Source organism: Larkinella arboricola (genome assembly GCF_003259745.1).
Taxonomy (GTDB): Bacteria; Bacteroidota; Bacteroidia; order Cytophagales; family Spirosomataceae; genus Larkinella; species Larkinella arboricola.
The window spans coordinates 544,881-560,904 of sequence record NZ_QLMC01000004.1; the positions used below are offsets into that span (position 1 = coordinate 544,881).

The following is a 16,024-nucleotide window of genomic DNA, read 5'->3' on the forward strand; positions in this document are numbered from 1 at the left end:
GATCGCTAGGTTAGTGAATAGGGTGAAGCTACATAATCAGTAATACCGGTTAATTGTTCACTCAGGCTCCAGAGTTTCCGGCCCAATTCACGATTTTGAGCCATCTGGCTCGGTGGCTCCCAGCGGCAATTGGCAAAATACAAACCGGTTACGTGCCGAACTTCCGGCGAAGAGGCCAGATAAATGTGCGTTTCTGCCAACCTTTCCGGACCCGGTGCGAACGTTTTAAAAAACTGAAAAGCTAAATATAACAGGCCCTTGGCGTCACCGCCTTCAGCAAAATGGGTATCTACCAGCCACGGATGTAAGGCATTCACTGTAATGCCTTCACCCATCAGTCGGTCGGCCAGTTCGAACGTAAACAGCATTTTGGCCAGTTTGGAGTCGTTGTAGGCACCAATGGCGCTGTAATGGCTGGCATCCCGGCTAGGAATTTCCTTAAAACGAGCGAGTCGATGGAATTCGGAAGCTACGTTGATGATCCGGGCTTCATCGCTCCGGCGCAGCAAATCCAGCAGCAGATGCGTGAGCAGAAAGTGGCTCAGGTAATTGGTCTGAAACGTTAATTCGATGCCTTCCGGCGAGTACTGCAACGAATCGACCACCCGCCCGGCATTATTGATCAGGACATCAAGACGCTCAAACCGGTTGCGCACTGCCTGGGCGGCTTCCCGGATGGATTGCTGGCTGCCCAGGTCGCAGGGGATCAACTCAACAGTGGGTGTTTGCCAACCGGCCAATCGTCCAGCGGCCTGTATTTCCTGTTGAACCGGTCGGCTGCGCTCGATGTCCCGGCACAACATGACAATATTGAAGCCTTTCCGAGCCAGTTCAAGGGCCGTAATCCGACCTAAGCCGGAGTTGGCACCGGTAATCAGACAAATGCGGGCAGACATGATGGCTGGGATTACATGACTAGATTAGCGTCGTGTAAGTAACCCGCCCGAAGGCAAGAAGTTTACAAAAAACCACCTATAGGCCCCTGGATAACCCCCGCAGGGGTTAGTAGGCTTATTTTACGGCTTCCTGCTCGCGCTGGAATAGTTCAACCAGTGTGTTAACCACGTAGTCAACTTCTTCGGGTGTGTTGTATTTGCTGAACGAGAACCGGATAGCGCCCCGGTCGGCATCATTGCCAGGGAGAGCCGACAGAACGTGTGAACCGAGGTTGGAGCCGCTGGTGCAGGCGCTGCCACCCGAAGCCGAAATACCGGCAATGTCGAGGTTGAACAGCAGCATATCGCTCATCTCAGACGACGGCAGGCTGACGTTTAAAACCGTGTAGAGACTTTGGGCGAGATCGTCCGAACTGCCGTTAAAAGCCACACCGTCTAGTTTTTCGCGGAGCTGATCGATCATCCGAACCTTCAGGCTTTCGATGTATTGCCGGTGTTGGTCCATTTCGGCATAGGCTATTTCCAGTGCTTTGGCCAGCCCCACAATACCGTAAACATTTTCGGTTCCGCCCCGCATATTCCGCTCCTGCGGACCACCGTGAACAAACGGGTGAATTGGTCCCCGCCCGGATTTGGTGGTGGCGTTTGCATACAGAAATCCAACGCCTTTGGGGCCGTGGAATTTATGGGCCGAACCAACAATAAAATCGACCGGAAGCTGTTGTAAATCATGACGATAGTGCCCCATCGTTTGCACCGTATCCGAATGAAACACGGCGTTGTGTTCCCGGCACAGATTTCCGACGGTTTCCAGATCGAGCAAATTGCCGATTTCGTTGTTGCCGTGCATCAGCGAGACGAGCGTATCCGGATGGGTGCGCAGTAATTCTTCCAGATGCGCCAGATTCAGACGGCCTTTTTCATCGACTTCAACCAGGCTTAGCTTGATGATTCCCCGACTGGCCAGGTGTTCCAGCGTGTGGAGCACGGCATGGTGTTCGAGCGGGGAGGTGATGGCGTGTTTCAGGCCGTAGGTTTCGATGGAGCCACGAATGGCGGTATTATCGGCTTCGGTGCCGCCGGAGGTGAAAAAAATCTCGGCTGGCGACGTATGGAGCAGGGTAGCCACGGTTTTCCGGGCCCGTTCAATCACCGTCCGTACTTTTCGTCCGTGGGCATGAATGGATGACGGATTGCCGAAATCCTCGGTCATCAGGGGAAGCATGGCTTCCAGTACCGCCGGATCGAGCCGGGTGGTGGCGGCATTGTCAAGGTAAGCGCGCATGTGATGTCGTGTAATAACACCACAAAGGTACAAAATTAGAAAACTACCCCCAATTTCTTTGGTCGGTCATGGAATGGGAAGGAAAAGGCGTAAAACGGATCCCGCCGGAGTACATTTTACGCCCCTGAAGATACGTTACCGTTTGGTTGAGATCACTTCCTTAATGTCCGAAATGATTTTATTCGCCAGATAATCCGCCGTTGACAGCGTATCGGATTCGGAATAAATCCGGATGATGGGTTCGGTGTTTGATTTGCGCAGGTGAACCCATTCTTTATCAAATTCGATTTTAACCCCGTCAATCGTGTTAATGGGGTTTTTGGCGTACTTGGTCTTGATTTGCTCCAGCACCGCATCGACGTCGATATTGGGCGTCAGCTCGATCTTATTCTTTGAAATGTAGTAGTTGGGGTACGTCCGGCGCAGAATCGAAGCCGATTTGCCGAATTTGGCCAGGTGCGTCAGAAAGAGCGCAATACCAACCAGCGCATCGCGGCCCAGATGCAGATCGGGGTAAATAATACCGCCGTTACCTTCGCCACCGATAACCGCGCCCACTTCCTTCATCATTTCCACGACGTTGACTTCACCAACCGCCGAAGCCGAATGTTTCCCGCCGTATCGCTGCGTCACATCGCGCAGGGCTACCGTCGACGACAGGTTCGACACGGTATTGCCCGGTCCCTGACCGGCATCCCGGTTTTTCAGGACATAATCGGCCACCGCCACCAGCGTGTACTCTTCCCCAAACGGCGAACCGTCTTCGCAAATAAGCGCCAGCCGGTCAACGTCCGGATCGACTACAATGCCGAGGTCGTATTCATTTTTCTGAATTTCGCGGATGATGTCGTGCAGATTCTCGGGCAGCGGTTCGGGGTTGTGCGCAAAATGGCCCGTTGGCTCACAGTGCAGTTTATGCACGGTTTCGACGCCCAGGGCTTCGAGCAGCATCGGTACGACAATTCCGCCGGTGGAATTAACGGCATCGACCACCAGCCGGAATTTGCGGGCGGCAATGGCCTCCTTATCAACCAGCGGCAGGGCCAGAATGGCGTCGATGTGTTTCTGGAGCCAGGTGGTATCGGTCCGGCAGCTTCCCAGTTTCCGAACATCCGCAAAGTCGATGGCTTCGGCCTCCGCAATGGTCAGGATGTCAGAGCCGTCTTTTTCGGACAGAAACTCACCTTTCTCGTTCAATAATTTGAGGGCATTCCACTGAATGGGGTTATGGCTGGCGGTCAGAATAATTCCACCGGCGGCTTGTTCGCCCGTTACGGCCATTTCAACCGTCGGGGTGGTGGATAAACCCAGATCAATGACGTTTAGTCCCAACCCCTGTAGCGTACCTGACACCAGTTTTGAAACCATTTCGCCCGACAGCCGACCGTCTCGCCCAATCACAACCAGGCGGTTATCGGGGTGTCGCTGCCGGAGCCATTGTCCATAGGCGGACGTAAACTTCACTACATCCAAAGGCGTCAGACCGTCGCCACTTCGCCCACCAATTGTTCCGCGTATCCCGGAAATCGACTTGATTAATGCCACGTTAGAGGAATGATTAAAACACTAAATGGATGGATGATTTGATTGTCAGATGCTATGGATGGTCAAATGGTTCTGATAGTTGGATGTGGTAAGAAAAACAATCCCGGATTCCGTTATTGACTTCTTCATCATTCAACAATTCGACCAGTCAACAATTCGGTCATTCAGCCATCGGCAGCAAATATAGTCGCTTTTTTCATCCGCTGGTTATTCCGCGCCGGTTATCGACACGGTGGCCGTCATCGTTGAGCGAGCGGTCCCACGGAAAATACCGGCCACCGGTGCCAGCCGGTCGTGGAAGAAAGAGGCGGCCAGCGAGACATGGTGATTGATGACCACCGAACCCTCCGTGGGGTCGAAGCCGCGCCAGCCCGCACCGGGCAGATAAACCTCCGCCCAGGCGTGAAGTTCGTGTTCCTGCTGCGGATTACCGTACAGATACCCGCTGACAAATCGGGCGGCCAGGCCAATGCTGCGGCAGGCGGCAATGTACAGCACGGCATAATCGCGGCAGGAACCCTTGCGGTTGATGAGCGTCATCTCCGCGGAGGTAGCGGCTCCTTCCCGGCGGGTTTCGTAGACGAAGTTATTACGAATTGTCGTACAGAGGTGCGACAGAAATGGCACGGTCTGCCATTTGGCCTCCGACGCAATCTGCCGGGCGTATTGTTCAATCAGGGTGGTCACGGCCGAGCGTTCCAGATACGGTTCCAGCAGTTTCCGGTCGGCATCGGTGTAATTGAACGGGATGCGCTGGGTTTCAAACGGAAACAAGACAAAATCGTAGGCATTGTACAAGTCTGATTCGACTTCCATATCCGCCCGAATCACCAGCGAATCCGTCTGGGCGTTGATGTAGACAAGTTGCTGGACATTTCCCTCGCTATCCACATTCAGGACCTGTTTGCCGGGTACCGGATCAATCGAAAGCTGGTAGTCGAGCAGCCGTTGGTGCGGGTAGATGCGGGGGTATAAGTACAACGTATGCGGTTCCAGGGATACCATGGCCGAATAGTTGTACCGGAGTTCGTGTCTGACCCGAAGTTTCATGGAGAAGGGTAAAGTTTAATCCAAAGTAGCCGTTCGACTTACAGGATTTTGTCAAAAATAGGGTCCATCCAGGCAGTCGGTAGTTTCCGGACGGAGTTGTTCAGTAACGCACTCCACTGATTCGATACGGCTTCCACATCGTCTTTCTGAAACCGGTGTTCAGCCAGATGAAAGCTATCTTTGGCGTAAACCACCACATCAAGGGGATAGTCTACATCGTTGGCACTGACCCGTGTGGCATCGAAGGCCAGAAAACCCATTTTCAGGGCTTCCTGCAAGGAAGATTCATACGTCAGGCTGCGGTAGAGCAGCGGTTTTCCGTAGCCCGAGTTGCCGATGATTTTAAACGGTGATCCTTGGTCTACTTCTACCCAGTTTCCTTCTGGATACAACAGATACAGCTTATGTTCTTCGTCGTCTTCGAGCTGTCCGCCCACAATGGCATTCAGGTTAAAATGCAGGGCGGAGGCCTCGAGGGCAGCTTTATCTTCCTGCGCAACGCGTCTGACCTGTTCGCCGAACGCGTTCACGGCTTTGTATAACTTATTGAACGAACGGTCTTTTTCGCCAATGACTTCTTTGAAATACGTAATGGCCTTGTCGCGCACGGAGCGCAGGCCGGAGGTCATGATGAACAGGGAGTGATTTTCCAGCTCATGAACCGAAATCTTGCGATTACTCGAAACTTCGGAGCCAGAGGTCAGTCGGGTGTCGGCAATGGCGACCAGGCCGGAGGCTACTTTGATACCTAAACAATACGTCATTGAGTCAGCAAACTACAAGCTATGGCGAATGGCAAATATACAGGTTTCCGAAACCAGACTTCTGTTTTAAACCAGTTTTTGCAAAAACAAGTCGTTGGCGGTCCGCACGTTCATTGCAAACCGCTGAAATTATCGCTTCGGCCAGATTTTGATTACAATTTCCAAAAAGGGATTGTTATTTGCGGGAACGGAGTCCGGTTTGGGGTCCGGAAACAGCAATGTCCCGTCAGACGACTATGAAAAAAGAACTGTTGGCCGATGCGCCAAAATACCGCTTCTGGAGACAGCAGGCCGAATCGAATGGCCTGAAGATTAATAAAGTGGATGAATTTTACATTCGCCGGCGTCATAATGGCGAAGTGCTTTTTGCCATGCTGGAAGTGGATGCCGACACGCCGGAAGGCGACAAAATTCCGCCCGCACTTTTTCTGAAAGGCCACGCGGTTTCGGTACTGGTGTGTCTGATTGATCAGGAAACGAAAGAAAAATACGTGGTGCTCGTGCGGCAACGGCGGATCTGCGACGGCTCACATACCTACGAACACCCGGCGGGTATGGTGGATGCGTCCGACGATCCGGCGGAAGTAGCCGCCCGCGAAGTCGGTGAGGAAATTGGCATGGACGTAAAACCGGAGGAACTGACCCGCCTGATTGCCGGGCTTTGCTTTCCGAGTACCGGCACCAGCGACGAGGCTATGCATTATTACTACATCGAGCGTGAAATGCCGCGGGCGCAGATCCTGGAATTTCACCACAAAGACATGGGTGTGGCGTCGGAATTTGAGCGCATTACCACCGCCGTGATGACGTTGCCCGAAGCGCATAAGCTCATTACGAACATCAACGGCCTGCTTATTCATTTTTTGTATTTGCAGGCTGTGGGCGATTATGAAACCATGAAGTTGCTGTAAGTGAGGAGGTAAGGGTCGGTTAGCGGGGTTGGGTTACGAGGTTTGGCAAAAGAAAGATGAAAAAAGAGAAAATTGGGTTTGCGAAAAAGAGGTAACAATTGCTATATTTGCAACCCGAAACGGGGTATACGCCCGTTATGGACCCGTAGTTCAATGGATAGAATTTCAGATTCCGGTTCTGAAGATAGGGGTTCGAATCCCTTCGGGTTCACGAAAAGCCTTCTACGATAGCGTAGAGGGCTTTTTTACTTTTCGGGATCAGGCTTGGGGTCTAGTCCATCCTTCAGGAAGTATGGTCAGGTTATTGATCTGCTTTTCAACTCAGACGCCTTCTAATAGACTGAATTTTAATCCATTTGCCCATTTTCTTCAACCCGTCACTTTCATCCAGCTCATATTGAATCCATACCCTGGTGGCCGGGCAGGCGAATGTCGTGGGAACATCAGCCCGGTACCGGGTGCCCTCCACTTCGATAAACCATCCCCCACACGAACCACAAAAGGTATTGTCCTGACCCGTGACGACAGCCGCTTGTTCGTGGTCTTCGGGGTCAATGTCCTCACAGCTGGCCGCTGAAAACAACAGCATACAGAGAATACAATAACGGAGGTAGATTCGTACGATCATAAACAACGGGATTGTTTGCGAAATTTAACGGTATTATAAAAGCGGTATATATTGTGCGCTAATTTATAGGGTAAATTACTTACTTTAGTACGTATATAGCTATAAAATTTATAAGAAGTCGAATTTGGTTTATCGGTCTTTGGTTAGATGGTGTATTTGTACTTATTTTTTTTGCTAGCAGGCGGGTTTTTTCGATGAATAGAAAGCTGGCCGGACTCATAACAGCGCGTTGAAACTAGCTTTGTGGCTGGAAAAGAACCCCAAATCGTTTCATCTCAGAATTGTCCGTGCCTGTTTAGAAATTTTTGAAATTCAATTGTCAAAATCCGGGTATAATAGACAGCCATACAATAGATATAACTAGTAATTGTACTTTGTGTTTTTTGTTTCCTAGGTAGTTTGCGTCTAATGCCCTATTTTTCGCGTCAGCTTTGGCCATATTGTTTTAGTCAGCCATCTTTAAACTTCCTAAGATGATACTGGCTGCTCCCTAATAACACATCTATTGAAATCATGAAAACATCTGTTTCCTTACTCTTTTTTCTGGCTTTGATCGGCCTGTTAGCCAACTGTAAAAAACAGGTTGATACTCCTCCCAAAAGTACCAAGAAGGAGTTTGCGCAGCTTGCCCTGGTGGGAATCATCAATGCAAAAGTCAGCTACGATTCAACTACGTTTACGCACACGATTGCCGTTCCTGCCGGAGTGGACGTGAAATCCTTAAAACTGGCGTATACAATCAGTGAGAAGGCCCAGATTAGCCCTGATCCTACGGTTGCCCGGGATTATACGAATCCGGTCCGGTACACCGTCACCGCCGAAGATGGAACAACGCAGGTTTATACGGTAAAAGTGGAGGAGCAGATTCCCCCCAAGTCCTCGGAGAAGCAGATTGTCCGTTTTGTGTTTACCTCGTTGAATCCGCCCGTTATTGCTGCTATCGATGAAAGCAAACGAACCATCGCAGCGACCGTTCCGGCTGGCGTAAACCTGAGTGCATTGGCGCCAACCATCGCCGTCTCCCCGCAGGCAACAATTTCTCCGGCTTCCGGAATCGCTCAGGATTTCACCAAGCCGGTCAATTATACCGTAACGGCGGAAGACGGCAGTACGCAGGTGTATACCGTCAGCGTGGAAAAAAAGTGACGCTTCGGCCGGAAACCGCGAACGGATCGCGGTTCTCTTGAGTCTACTTAAAAAGTTACCCCAATCTCCAAAACGCAGCGTTTCTTTGAAGATTGGGGTAACGGAATTCAGGCTTTCTGAACCAGTCCGCAACGGCTGGCTTACCGGGATTTAATCAGCTTATAGCGTTTGGCTTTCGGACCAACACCCACCTGCATCAGATACATACCCGTCTGCAACCGATTATCCAACTCAACCCGCTGTTCCTGCTGGCCTTCCGTGCGCTGCCAGATCAGACGGCCCTGCTGATCATAAATCATGATGGGCGCATTTTCCTGACCTTGCAGCTTTACCGTAAATGAATCCCGGAACGGGTTAGGGTAGTACAGTACCTGCTCCGCTGACGTCGATTCCCCTCTCATATTTAAACGGGCTCCCGATGGCTGATCAATCACACTGAAGCTTAGCGTAAGGGGCTGGCCCGAGGTGCCCGTTCCTTTAGGCCCGGTGTACGGAGTGACCGTCAGGCTGTAATTTCCGGTGTACGGTGTCCAGCTTTTGTAATCGCCGTCTGTGTCATTAAATAAGGCATAAGGAGCCTCCGTTTCCGTCTGGGTACGGTTTTGCCGACCGCTTAACTGCATCACCACCGAGCCCACCGTGGTTGGGCTGGTATTGGCCCGGATGTTGAGGTTACGCGTAGGAAGCGTGGCCAGATTCAACTGTTCACCCGGCGTCAGGACCTTGATCTCCTGATCGGTATCGGCATTGATCAGGCTGAAACTAACAACCGACAACGTCACTGACTGCGCGGTTACCTTGCGAATCCGATGGTTCTGCGAATCAACGATGAACAGGTTATTCTGGGCATCCACCGCCATGCTGGCCGGACGGTACAGGCAGGCACTGGTAGCAACTCCACCATCGCCACTAAAGCCCTGGACCCCGCTACCCACTACAGTATTGATGATACCGTTAGAAGTCACCTTGCGAACACGATGGTTTAAAATATCGGCGATGAAAAGATTATTTTGAGGATCTACCATTACATTTTGCGGTATATCCAGACTGGCGCTCGTAGCTGCCTGATTATCCCCGTTGTAACCCGTAGAGCCGTTTCCTGCTACGGTATTGATGATACCATTCGTTGTTACTTTACGAACGCGCAGGTTCAGCAGATCAGCGATATAAATATTGCCCTGCCCATCAACGGCTACCCCTTGCGGAACATACAGAGCGGCATTGGTGGCCGGGCCGCCATCGCCACTGAAGTCGGCCGTACCATTACCGGCCACGGTGCTGATGATGCCGTTTGTGCTCACCTTCCGAATCCGGTTATTTTCCGAATCGGCTATAAACAGGTTGCCCTGCGCATCCAGCGTAATATTCTGCGGATCGGCCAGACGGGCACTGGTAGCGGCACCACCGTCTCCTGCAAAGCCCCGGGTGCCACTGCCGGCGACGGTACTGATCATTCCGCTGGCGTCCACCTTCCGAATTCGCTGGTTTAAACGATCGGCAATGAAAAGATTGCCCTGCGCATCAACGGCTACACCGCTAGGGCGGTTCAGATTGGCGCTGATGGCGGTCTTTCCATCGCCGTTAAAGCCCGCGCTACCCGTACCAGCGACGGTGCTGATGACCCCGTTGGGGGCTACTTTACGAATACGATTATTATCAGTATCAGCAACGAAGAGGTTGCCCTGTGCATCGACGGCTACATCCTGCGGATTCCGTAAGCGAGCGTTGATGGCTAAGCCGCCGTCTCCGCTAAAACCTAAGGTTCCATTACCAGCTATTGTGGAGATAGTTTGGGCAAACAACCCGGAAGTTATTCCTAATGTGAAGCAGACCGTTAATGTGAACGCACAGGAAACGCGTTGAAAGCGTGAGAAGGAGTGTAAAAAGTGGGTCATAATCGTTGTGTAGTTTTATAGGTAGATTTATATGGTGAGAATGTCTCAATAAATCTTGTGCAATTTACTGAATTGAGTACTAATTACTAAGAAAAATAACTTTTTTTTGGAAATCGTTAAATTTTTTGTTGTCAAATAACCGGCCCAGCTAACCTCTTTTTTTTGCAAATGACCTTCTAGTATAACCGTCGGTATGACAATTTGTTAAAAGTAAGAAACTTTTGTCTGATAATTAAATAGATTTATAAACCGGTAAAAAGTTATAGCGTTAGAAAAGAAGGGATGGAGATGGGGATAATAAGGCAGTTATACGAATAAAGGCATATAATAGGACCCGTTATAAATCAGTCAGATATGCCATATTTACTTTTTTTAGTACGATAATACATACTAAAACGCTGTGTGTCGAGCAAAAGCCGCTGGTTCAGAGAAGGGCTGCCCATAACATAGTACTTTTCGTTAGTACAGAGTTTTTATAAATGTTTCGTGGAGATATATGATAATTCAAGTGAGTACTATCCGGGTACGGAAGCAGGTATCTACTTAGTCTCGTTTCGGTATGATTTATACCCTAAAAAGGCAGCTACTACGTGCTCTCCACCGATGCAGTGTTTGAGTATATCCGTAATAAAACTCAATCCGTTTCCGCTGTTGGTGAAATAAACAACGGCTTTTTGCTGAGCGGGACTGGCCATCACAAAGCATTTAAAACTATCATTGTCGCCCCAGTGCCAGAAATAATCGCCCGTTGCGGTAGTTTCCAGCCCGAAGCCCAAACCCCAGTAAAGGCTTGTTGACAGCGTATCACTGCCCAAAAACCGTTGCGGCAATCGGCTCTGCCGCGAGAGCATCTGGCGCACCGTAGCGGGTTGCAGTCCCTGGGCATTCAGAATCGCCAGAACAAAACGCGCGTAGTCTGGGGCGGTGGTCTGTAAGGAATACGCCATATTAGCGCCTACGGGTTTCCACTTGGCTTCTGGTTCGCCTGATTCACCGTGCGGCTGCGCAAAGTCCGAATCAAAATCGTTTCGCCAGACGTAACTGCTTCGCGTCATGCCCAGCGGTCTGAAGACGCGCTCGGTTAGCAACTCGTTAACGGGTTTACCCGTAATCTTTTCCACCACTTTCTGCAAATACACAAAGCCTTCGCCCGAGTAGCCAAACCGTTCGCCCGGTGTTCCGATCATGGGAAGTTGTCGGGAGCGTCGGTTTTTGCGCCAGTTTGGAAAACCGCTGCGGTGGCTCAGCACCATCCGGGCCGTAATGAGTTTGTAACGCTCGTCATCGGCCACGTCCGGGTACGGCAGGTAGTGATACAGCGGCTTATCCAGGTCCAGTACTTTTTCCTCCACCAGTTGCAAAACGGCGTAGGCAAAAACCGGCTTACTCAGCGAAGCTGCGTCAAAAACCGTTTCTGCCGTAACGCGTTGCGTGGAATCGGCTTTGGTCAGGCCATATCCCTGGCTGTACACGATTTGATTCCGGTCGATGAGAGCCAGCGATAAACCCGGAACGTGGGCGCTGTCCATCAGCTGAACAATGTACCGATCGAGGGACCGGGAGTCGGCGGGGTTCCAACGGGTTTGTGCCGGAGCGATTACCGGCAGGGCGTTGATCAGCAAGGCGGCCAGAGCGATAACGCGGCTAGAGCGCAGGAGAAAAGTGGACATGGGTTCGGGGGTTACGGTATCCGGACAAAGAAACGGAATGGATGGAGAATGAAAAAATAAGCTGTTCCCTAGGGACTTCTGAACAGGCATTGTCAGTGTCCGGGCGGGCAGGCTGCCGATGGATAAATACCGTTTTTCAGCGCTTTGTTTCGCCTTCTTTTGTCATTAAACTAGTCGCGGTTTGTTTTATACGCTCTACCAAGCTGATTGTAATGCCTGCCTCCCTTGAATACATCACCGACCAAACGCCCCTGGGAGCCCACCTGATTGGTTCGGGGGCTACGTTTCGGGTTTGGGCACCCCACGCACTGGCGGTCCACGCCTGTGGCGATTTTAACAATTTTCAGCATGAAGCCGATAGCCTGCTCACCGTCGATGACCGGGGCTACTGGCGCGGCTTTATTCCCGGCGTTCGCAACGGGCAACGGTATAAATTCTGGGTGGTGGGGCTGGGCAGCGAGGGCTGGAAACGCGACCCGCTGGCGCGCGAACTGGCCACACCGTACCCCAGCGACTGCATTATCCGCCAGTCTGATTTTCCCTGGCATCCCACTACCTTCAAAACTCCGGCGTTTGCCGAATGGATTATCTATCAGCTTCATGTGGGTGTTTTTGATACGCCCAACTGGGAAACGCGCCGGAAAGGAGGAACGTTTCTGGATGTTGCGCTTAAATTGCCGTATCTGTCGGCGTTGGGGGTGACGGCTTTACAATTGTTACCTATTCAGGAGTTTCAGTCTACATTTAGTTTAGGCTACAACGGGACGGATTATTTTTCGCCCGAAATGGATTTTGCCATTGAAGACGCTCACCTGGCCGAATATCTTTCCAGGATCAATCAGCTTCTTGTCGATCAGGGCCAGCCGGTTTATCAGGAAAATGACCTGCGGGGCGAGATGAACCAGCTTAAAGCACTGGTCGATCTGAGTCACTTATACGGTATGGCCGTGATGCTGGATGTGGTTTATAATCATGCAGGGGGCGGTTTCGGAGACGAGAGCATTTATTTCTTCGACCGCCAGCCGGGGCAGAACGACCAGCCACCCCAATACCGTAACTCGCTTTATTTTACCGAAATTGGCCATGCCGGGGGCCAGGTTTTTGACTTTAGTAAAGATCAGGTCCGGGAGTTTCTGATTGGGAACGCAACGTTTCTGCTGGATGAATACCGCATCGACGGCCTGCGTTACGATCAGGTTAGTGTGATTGATCACGATGGAAAGCCCCACGGCTGGCGGTTTTGTCAGGAGTTGACGGACGTGCTGCATGGTCACCGGCCGGGTGCGCTCCACCATGCCGAGTACTGGGGCGTCAATCCATCCGTAGTAACGCCAACGGCGCAGGGTGGGGCCGGTTTTGACACCACGCCCTGACCGACGGTCTGCGCATTGCGATCCGGCGGGTGATCAGTCAGGCTAACAACGGCCTTAACGGTCCGCTACCGATGACGGCTTTGGGCGATAGTCTCTGGCCAACGGGCTTCCAGTTTTCTTACCAGTTTGTGCAGGGGCCGGAAAACCACGATCTTGTGCTACGCGACAGTGATAACTCGCGTGAACAGCGCATCGCCCGACTGAGCGATCCTGCCGATCCGCGCTCGCTGATGGGGCGCCGACGGAGCCGTGTTGCCACGGGTTTGGGTCTGGTGGCACCGGGTATTCCGATGTTATTTATGGGCCAGGAATTTCTGGAAGACAAACAGTGGTCGGATAACCTGGCGTGGAAACCCGAACTCCGGCTGTTCTGGGCGGGCCTGGAAGCGGGTGATCCGGCCATGCTCGACCACCTCCGTTTTTGTCAGGATCTGATTCAGTTACGACGGCGTTTGCCCGGTCTGCGGGGCGACGGTCTGCAGGTCAGCCACTGCCACGACAGCAACCGGGTGCTGGTTATTCATCGCTGGGTGCCGGGCAGCGGGCAGGATGTCGTTATTGTTATTAGTCTGGCCAATACACCGTATCATACGTACCGCATCGGTTTACCCCAGGCCGGGCAATGGCGCGAAGTTTTTAACAGCGATGCCTACGAAAACGGTTTTCCAAATCCGCACGCTGTCGGCAATGGGGGCCATGTATGGGCCGAAGAAAGCATAGCACACGGCTTTCTTGCTTCTGCCGTTTTAACCCTGCCCGCCAACGGTTTTCTGGTGCTGACTCCCGAAAGCTAGCCGGGATTACAGCGCATAAAAATCGTAGGGCTGTATTTTATCCGGAATCGGCGTATAGCCTGTCATCGTTTTAAGGGTAATCTCGATGTTGCGGGCAATAGTTGTCACCGCCGTATCGGTTTCTTTAGTTTCGAATGGGTTCTGGAGCTGGAGGGCGCTTTTTTCAATGAGCAGAAAACCACTGGAAATCAGTGTCACCAGCGGCACGTCGAGGTAATAAAGACTTTCCTCAAAAGAGAAGGGTAGAATAGCCGCAAAGAGATAAATAAACACCTGCATATTAAACGTATAGGTGCGGGGAAACGGCGTGCTTTTGATCCGTTCGCAGCGTCCCATCGAATCCGTCAGGTTATTGAGGGTGGTACTCAGGTGTACCATTTGATAATCCGTCAGGTGGCCGTCGCGGTAAAGTTGCTGAATGGACAAACCGTGGTCGAGCAGCAGGGCGTTGGGTTTATTGTCGAATGACAAAATGTGTTTAACGGTTTCGGGGGGCAAAAATTCGCTTAATCGATCGGCCAGGCTCTGTTCGCGCAGTGAGTCTCCCAGGACAAAACACCAGGCACATTGCCGCTGCACAAACGAATGAATAATTGTCTGACGGTGGGGCAATGCGGGCAGATACATCAAAAGTTGTCGGATAAAACTGCGGCTATCATTGACAATAGCGCCCCAAATGGTGCGTGCTTCCCACCAGCGTTCATATGCCTGATTGGTCCGAAATGCGAGCAGCAACGAAATACAGGTCCCCAGCAGCGTTGGAATGGCAATCGGGATGGTCAGGTACCATAAGTCAAAGAAGTGTTTGGCCAGAACAACCACATTTGAAAATAAGAGAATAAATAAAACTTCCCGGCGAATCCGGCGAATTAAAAAAGTCAATGGGATTGGTTTTTCAAGCAACATACGGTTTGGGTAGAATAGATTGAGTTTCCACAACGGCTAGTGTGAAGCGGTAAGCAGGCTACCAAAAAAGGAAAAGCCAGACGACGTTTGAAGTCACCTGGCTTTCTTAATCGCTTAATAAACGGTTTATTTTTACAATCAGATACTTTTCACAATATCCCCGGTTATCAGCGACTTACTTGAATATAAAACTTGCGCCGGGATCGAAATGTTTGAAAAAAAATAGAAAAAATTTTAGACGATCAACCTGGTTTTAGTAATGCGTTGATTTTTAAAGTGTTATCTAGAGGGTAGATTTGTATTAAACACCCGTTCTACAGATCAGTTATGGATAATTCTGGAGGAAATAAGTGTAGGGAAGTTTGTGCGATTTTGTCTGGGTATCAGATCGTTCGCGGTAACTGTTTAGAGTCGTAAGACCTTGAAGGTTATCCGATACCTGTTTACGGAGTCTTCTGATTTACTTCCGTTCGCCCACCGTGGCAAAGGGGGACTTCATGACCGGCCCGGTCGGCAACGGTTGATGGATATACGCCCCGGACCAGCAGCAACACGCCCAGCGCCACCGTCAAAACCGGCATAAAAGCCGTGAACCGACGCCGGAGCGTTACCGGAAACAAATCGGGCACAAACCGCACCAGCATAAGCGCAGGAACTGTGCCCAGCCCAAACAAACCCATATAGGCGGCTCCACCAACCGCGCTGCCGGTGGTCACGGCTCCGGTCAGGGCCACGTAAACAAAACCGCAGGGCAACAGGCCGTTTAGGAAACCGAGTCCGGCAAACGCTCCCAGAGTCGGGCTTTGCAGAAACCGGCTCATGGGGCGGGTGATCCACTGCGCGGTTCGGCTGGTGGTTAAACCCGAAAATTTTCCTTGTCGGAAAACCGTCCAGAGCAGCAGAAAAAGGCCAGCAGCCACCGAGACCGACCGCTGAAATCCTGCCAGTAGCAGGCCCTGTCCGAGTGTACCCGCCAGCGTACCCAGCCCTGCATACGCCGTCACCCGGCTTACGTGATAAAGGCCCATTGCCAGCCCCCGCTGCGAACGCGGAAGCCGCCCGATGGGCAGGGCCATCGCCAGCGGTCCGCACATGCCGACGCAGTGCAGGCTACCAACCAAACCCGTCGTCAGGGCCGCGATGATCCAGACAGAGGACATG

The 16,024-nt window shown here is 51.6% G+C and carries 14 protein-coding genes and 1 tRNA gene; 5 read left to right on the forward strand and 10 right to left on the reverse strand.

All coding sequences use genetic code 11. The features are described from left to right. Positions 1 to 5: 5 nt before the first annotated feature. The 5 genes from LX87_RS17925 to LX87_RS17945 form a co-directional block, all read right to left on the reverse strand. Positions 6 to 896: an SDR family NAD(P)-dependent oxidoreductase gene (locus tag LX87_RS17925; protein WP_229310713.1), complete on the reverse strand. Its 891-nt coding sequence runs from the start codon at positions 894 to 896 to the stop codon at positions 6 to 8. Positions 897 to 1,011: 115 nt separating this feature from the next. Then, positions 1,012 to 2,181, reverse strand: coding sequence for a cysteine desulfurase family protein (locus LX87_RS17930; protein ID WP_111629632.1), 1,170 nt, complete (start codon positions 2,179 to 2,181; stop codon positions 1,012 to 1,014). A gap of 135 nt (positions 2,182 to 2,316) precedes the next feature. Then, complete coding sequence (gene glmM / locus LX87_RS17935) at positions 2,317 to 3,726, reverse strand: phosphoglucosamine mutase (RefSeq protein WP_111629633.1); 1,410 nt, start codon at positions 3,724 to 3,726, stop codon at positions 2,317 to 2,319. Between the two features lie 207 nt (positions 3,727 to 3,933). Then, entirely contained in the window at positions 3,934 to 4,776 is an 843-nt protein-coding gene (locus LX87_RS17940; RefSeq protein ID WP_111629634.1) for a transglutaminase family protein, read from the reverse strand. Between the two features lie 38 nt (positions 4,777 to 4,814). Next, on the reverse strand, positions 4,815 to 5,540 hold the full coding sequence (locus LX87_RS17945; RefSeq protein ID WP_111629635.1) for a proteasome-type protease: 726 nt from the start codon (positions 5,538 to 5,540) through the stop codon (positions 4,815 to 4,817). Positions 5,541 to 5,776: 236 nt separating this feature from the next. On the opposite strand from LX87_RS17945, the gene LX87_RS17955 reads away from it, so the two are divergent. Both LX87_RS17955 and LX87_RS17960 read left to right on the forward strand, forming a co-directional pair. Continuing rightward, a complete protein-coding gene (locus tag LX87_RS17955; protein WP_111629637.1) occupies positions 5,777 to 6,451 on the forward strand; it encodes an NUDIX hydrolase in 675 nt (224 codons plus the stop codon). 139 nt (positions 6,452 to 6,590) lie between these two features. Then, positions 6,591 to 6,662: transfer RNA gene (locus LX87_RS17960), tRNA-Arg, on the forward strand. A gap of 105 nt (positions 6,663 to 6,767) precedes the next feature. Here the strand turns inward: LX87_RS17960 and LX87_RS17965 are convergent. Beyond that, on the reverse strand, positions 6,768 to 7,079 hold the full coding sequence (locus LX87_RS17965) for a hypothetical protein (protein WP_111629638.1): 312 nt from the start codon (positions 7,077 to 7,079) through the stop codon (positions 6,768 to 6,770). Positions 7,080 to 7,592: 513 nt separating this feature from the next. Here LX87_RS17965 and LX87_RS17970 point away from each other — a divergent pair. Next, the gene (locus LX87_RS17970) at positions 7,593 to 8,225 is read left to right on the forward strand and encodes an SGBP N-terminal domain-containing protein (protein ID WP_111629639.1); all 633 of its coding nucleotides are present in this window, start codon (positions 7,593 to 7,595) and stop codon (positions 8,223 to 8,225) included. 140 nt (positions 8,226 to 8,365) lie between these two features. Here the strand turns inward: LX87_RS17970 and LX87_RS17975 are convergent, their stop codons facing one another. Both LX87_RS17975 and LX87_RS17980 read right to left on the reverse strand, forming a co-directional pair. Further along, on the reverse strand, positions 8,366 to 10,120 hold the full coding sequence (locus LX87_RS17975) for an NHL domain-containing protein (RefSeq protein WP_111629640.1): 1,755 nt from the start codon (positions 10,118 to 10,120) through the stop codon (positions 8,366 to 8,368). 539 nt (positions 10,121 to 10,659) lie between these two features. Next, complete coding sequence (locus LX87_RS17980; protein ID WP_111629641.1) at positions 10,660 to 11,790, reverse strand: serine hydrolase domain-containing protein; 1,131 nt, start codon at positions 11,788 to 11,790, stop codon at positions 10,660 to 10,662. A 212-nt stretch (positions 11,791 to 12,002) separates the two neighbouring features. On the opposite strand from LX87_RS17980, the gene LX87_RS28970 reads away from it, so the two are divergent. Both LX87_RS28970 and LX87_RS28975 read left to right on the forward strand, forming a co-directional pair. Further along, positions 12,003 to 13,163: an alpha-amylase family glycosyl hydrolase gene (locus LX87_RS28970; RefSeq protein ID WP_211325325.1), complete on the forward strand. Its 1,161-nt coding sequence runs from the start codon at positions 12,003 to 12,005 to the stop codon at positions 13,161 to 13,163. Between the two features lie 29 nt (positions 13,164 to 13,192). Next, complete coding sequence (locus LX87_RS28975) at positions 13,193 to 13,957, forward strand: alpha amylase C-terminal domain-containing protein (RefSeq protein ID WP_211325326.1); 765 nt, start codon at positions 13,193 to 13,195, stop codon at positions 13,955 to 13,957. 6 nt (positions 13,958 to 13,963) lie between these two features. Here LX87_RS28975 and LX87_RS17990 read toward each other — a convergent pair whose 3' ends face one another. Then, on the reverse strand, positions 13,964 to 14,839 hold the full coding sequence (locus LX87_RS17990) for a bestrophin family protein (protein WP_229310714.1): 876 nt from the start codon (positions 14,837 to 14,839) through the stop codon (positions 13,964 to 13,966). Between the two features lie 467 nt (positions 14,840 to 15,306). Beyond that, positions 15,307 to 16,023 (reverse strand): sulfite exporter TauE/SafE family protein, encoded by a 717-nt coding sequence (locus tag LX87_RS17995; RefSeq protein ID WP_111629643.1) that lies wholly within the window; start codon positions 16,021 to 16,023, stop codon positions 15,307 to 15,309. Position 16,024 lies beyond the last annotated feature (1 nt).

Coding starts and splice junctions, on each gene's coding strand:
- LX87_RS17955 (WP_111629637.1), top strand. CDS start 5,777: ATGAAAAAAGAACTGTTGGCCGATGCGCCAAAATACCGCTTCTGGAGA.
- LX87_RS17930 (WP_111629632.1), bottom strand. CDS start 2,181: ATGCGCGCTTACCTTGACAATGCCGCCACCACCCGGCTCGATCCGGCG.
- LX87_RS17965 (WP_111629638.1), bottom strand. CDS start 7,079: ATGATCGTACGAATCTACCTCCGTTATTGTATTCTCTGTATGCTGTTG.
- LX87_RS28970 (WP_211325325.1), top strand. CDS start 12,003: ATGCCTGCCTCCCTTGAATACATCACCGACCAAACGCCCCTGGGAGCC.
- LX87_RS17940 (WP_111629634.1), bottom strand. CDS start 4,776: ATGAAACTTCGGGTCAGACACGAACTCCGGTACAACTATTCGGCCATG.
- LX87_RS17925 (WP_229310713.1), bottom strand. CDS start 896: ATGTCTGCCCGCATTTGTCTGATTACCGGTGCCAACTCCGGCTTAGGT.
- LX87_RS17945 (WP_111629635.1), bottom strand. CDS start 5,540: ATGACGTATTGTTTAGGTATCAAAGTAGCCTCCGGCCTGGTCGCCATT.
- LX87_RS17980 (WP_111629641.1), bottom strand. CDS start 11,790: ATGTCCACTTTTCTCCTGCGCTCTAGCCGCGTTATCGCTCTGGCCGCC.
- LX87_RS17970 (WP_111629639.1), top strand. CDS start 7,593: ATGAAAACATCTGTTTCCTTACTCTTTTTTCTGGCTTTGATCGGCCTG.
- LX87_RS17975 (WP_111629640.1), bottom strand. CDS start 10,120: ATGACCCACTTTTTACACTCCTTCTCACGCTTTCAACGCGTTTCCTGT.
- LX87_RS17995 (WP_111629643.1), bottom strand. CDS start 16,023: ATGTCCTCTGTCTGGATCATCGCGGCCCTGACGACGGGTTTGGTTGGT.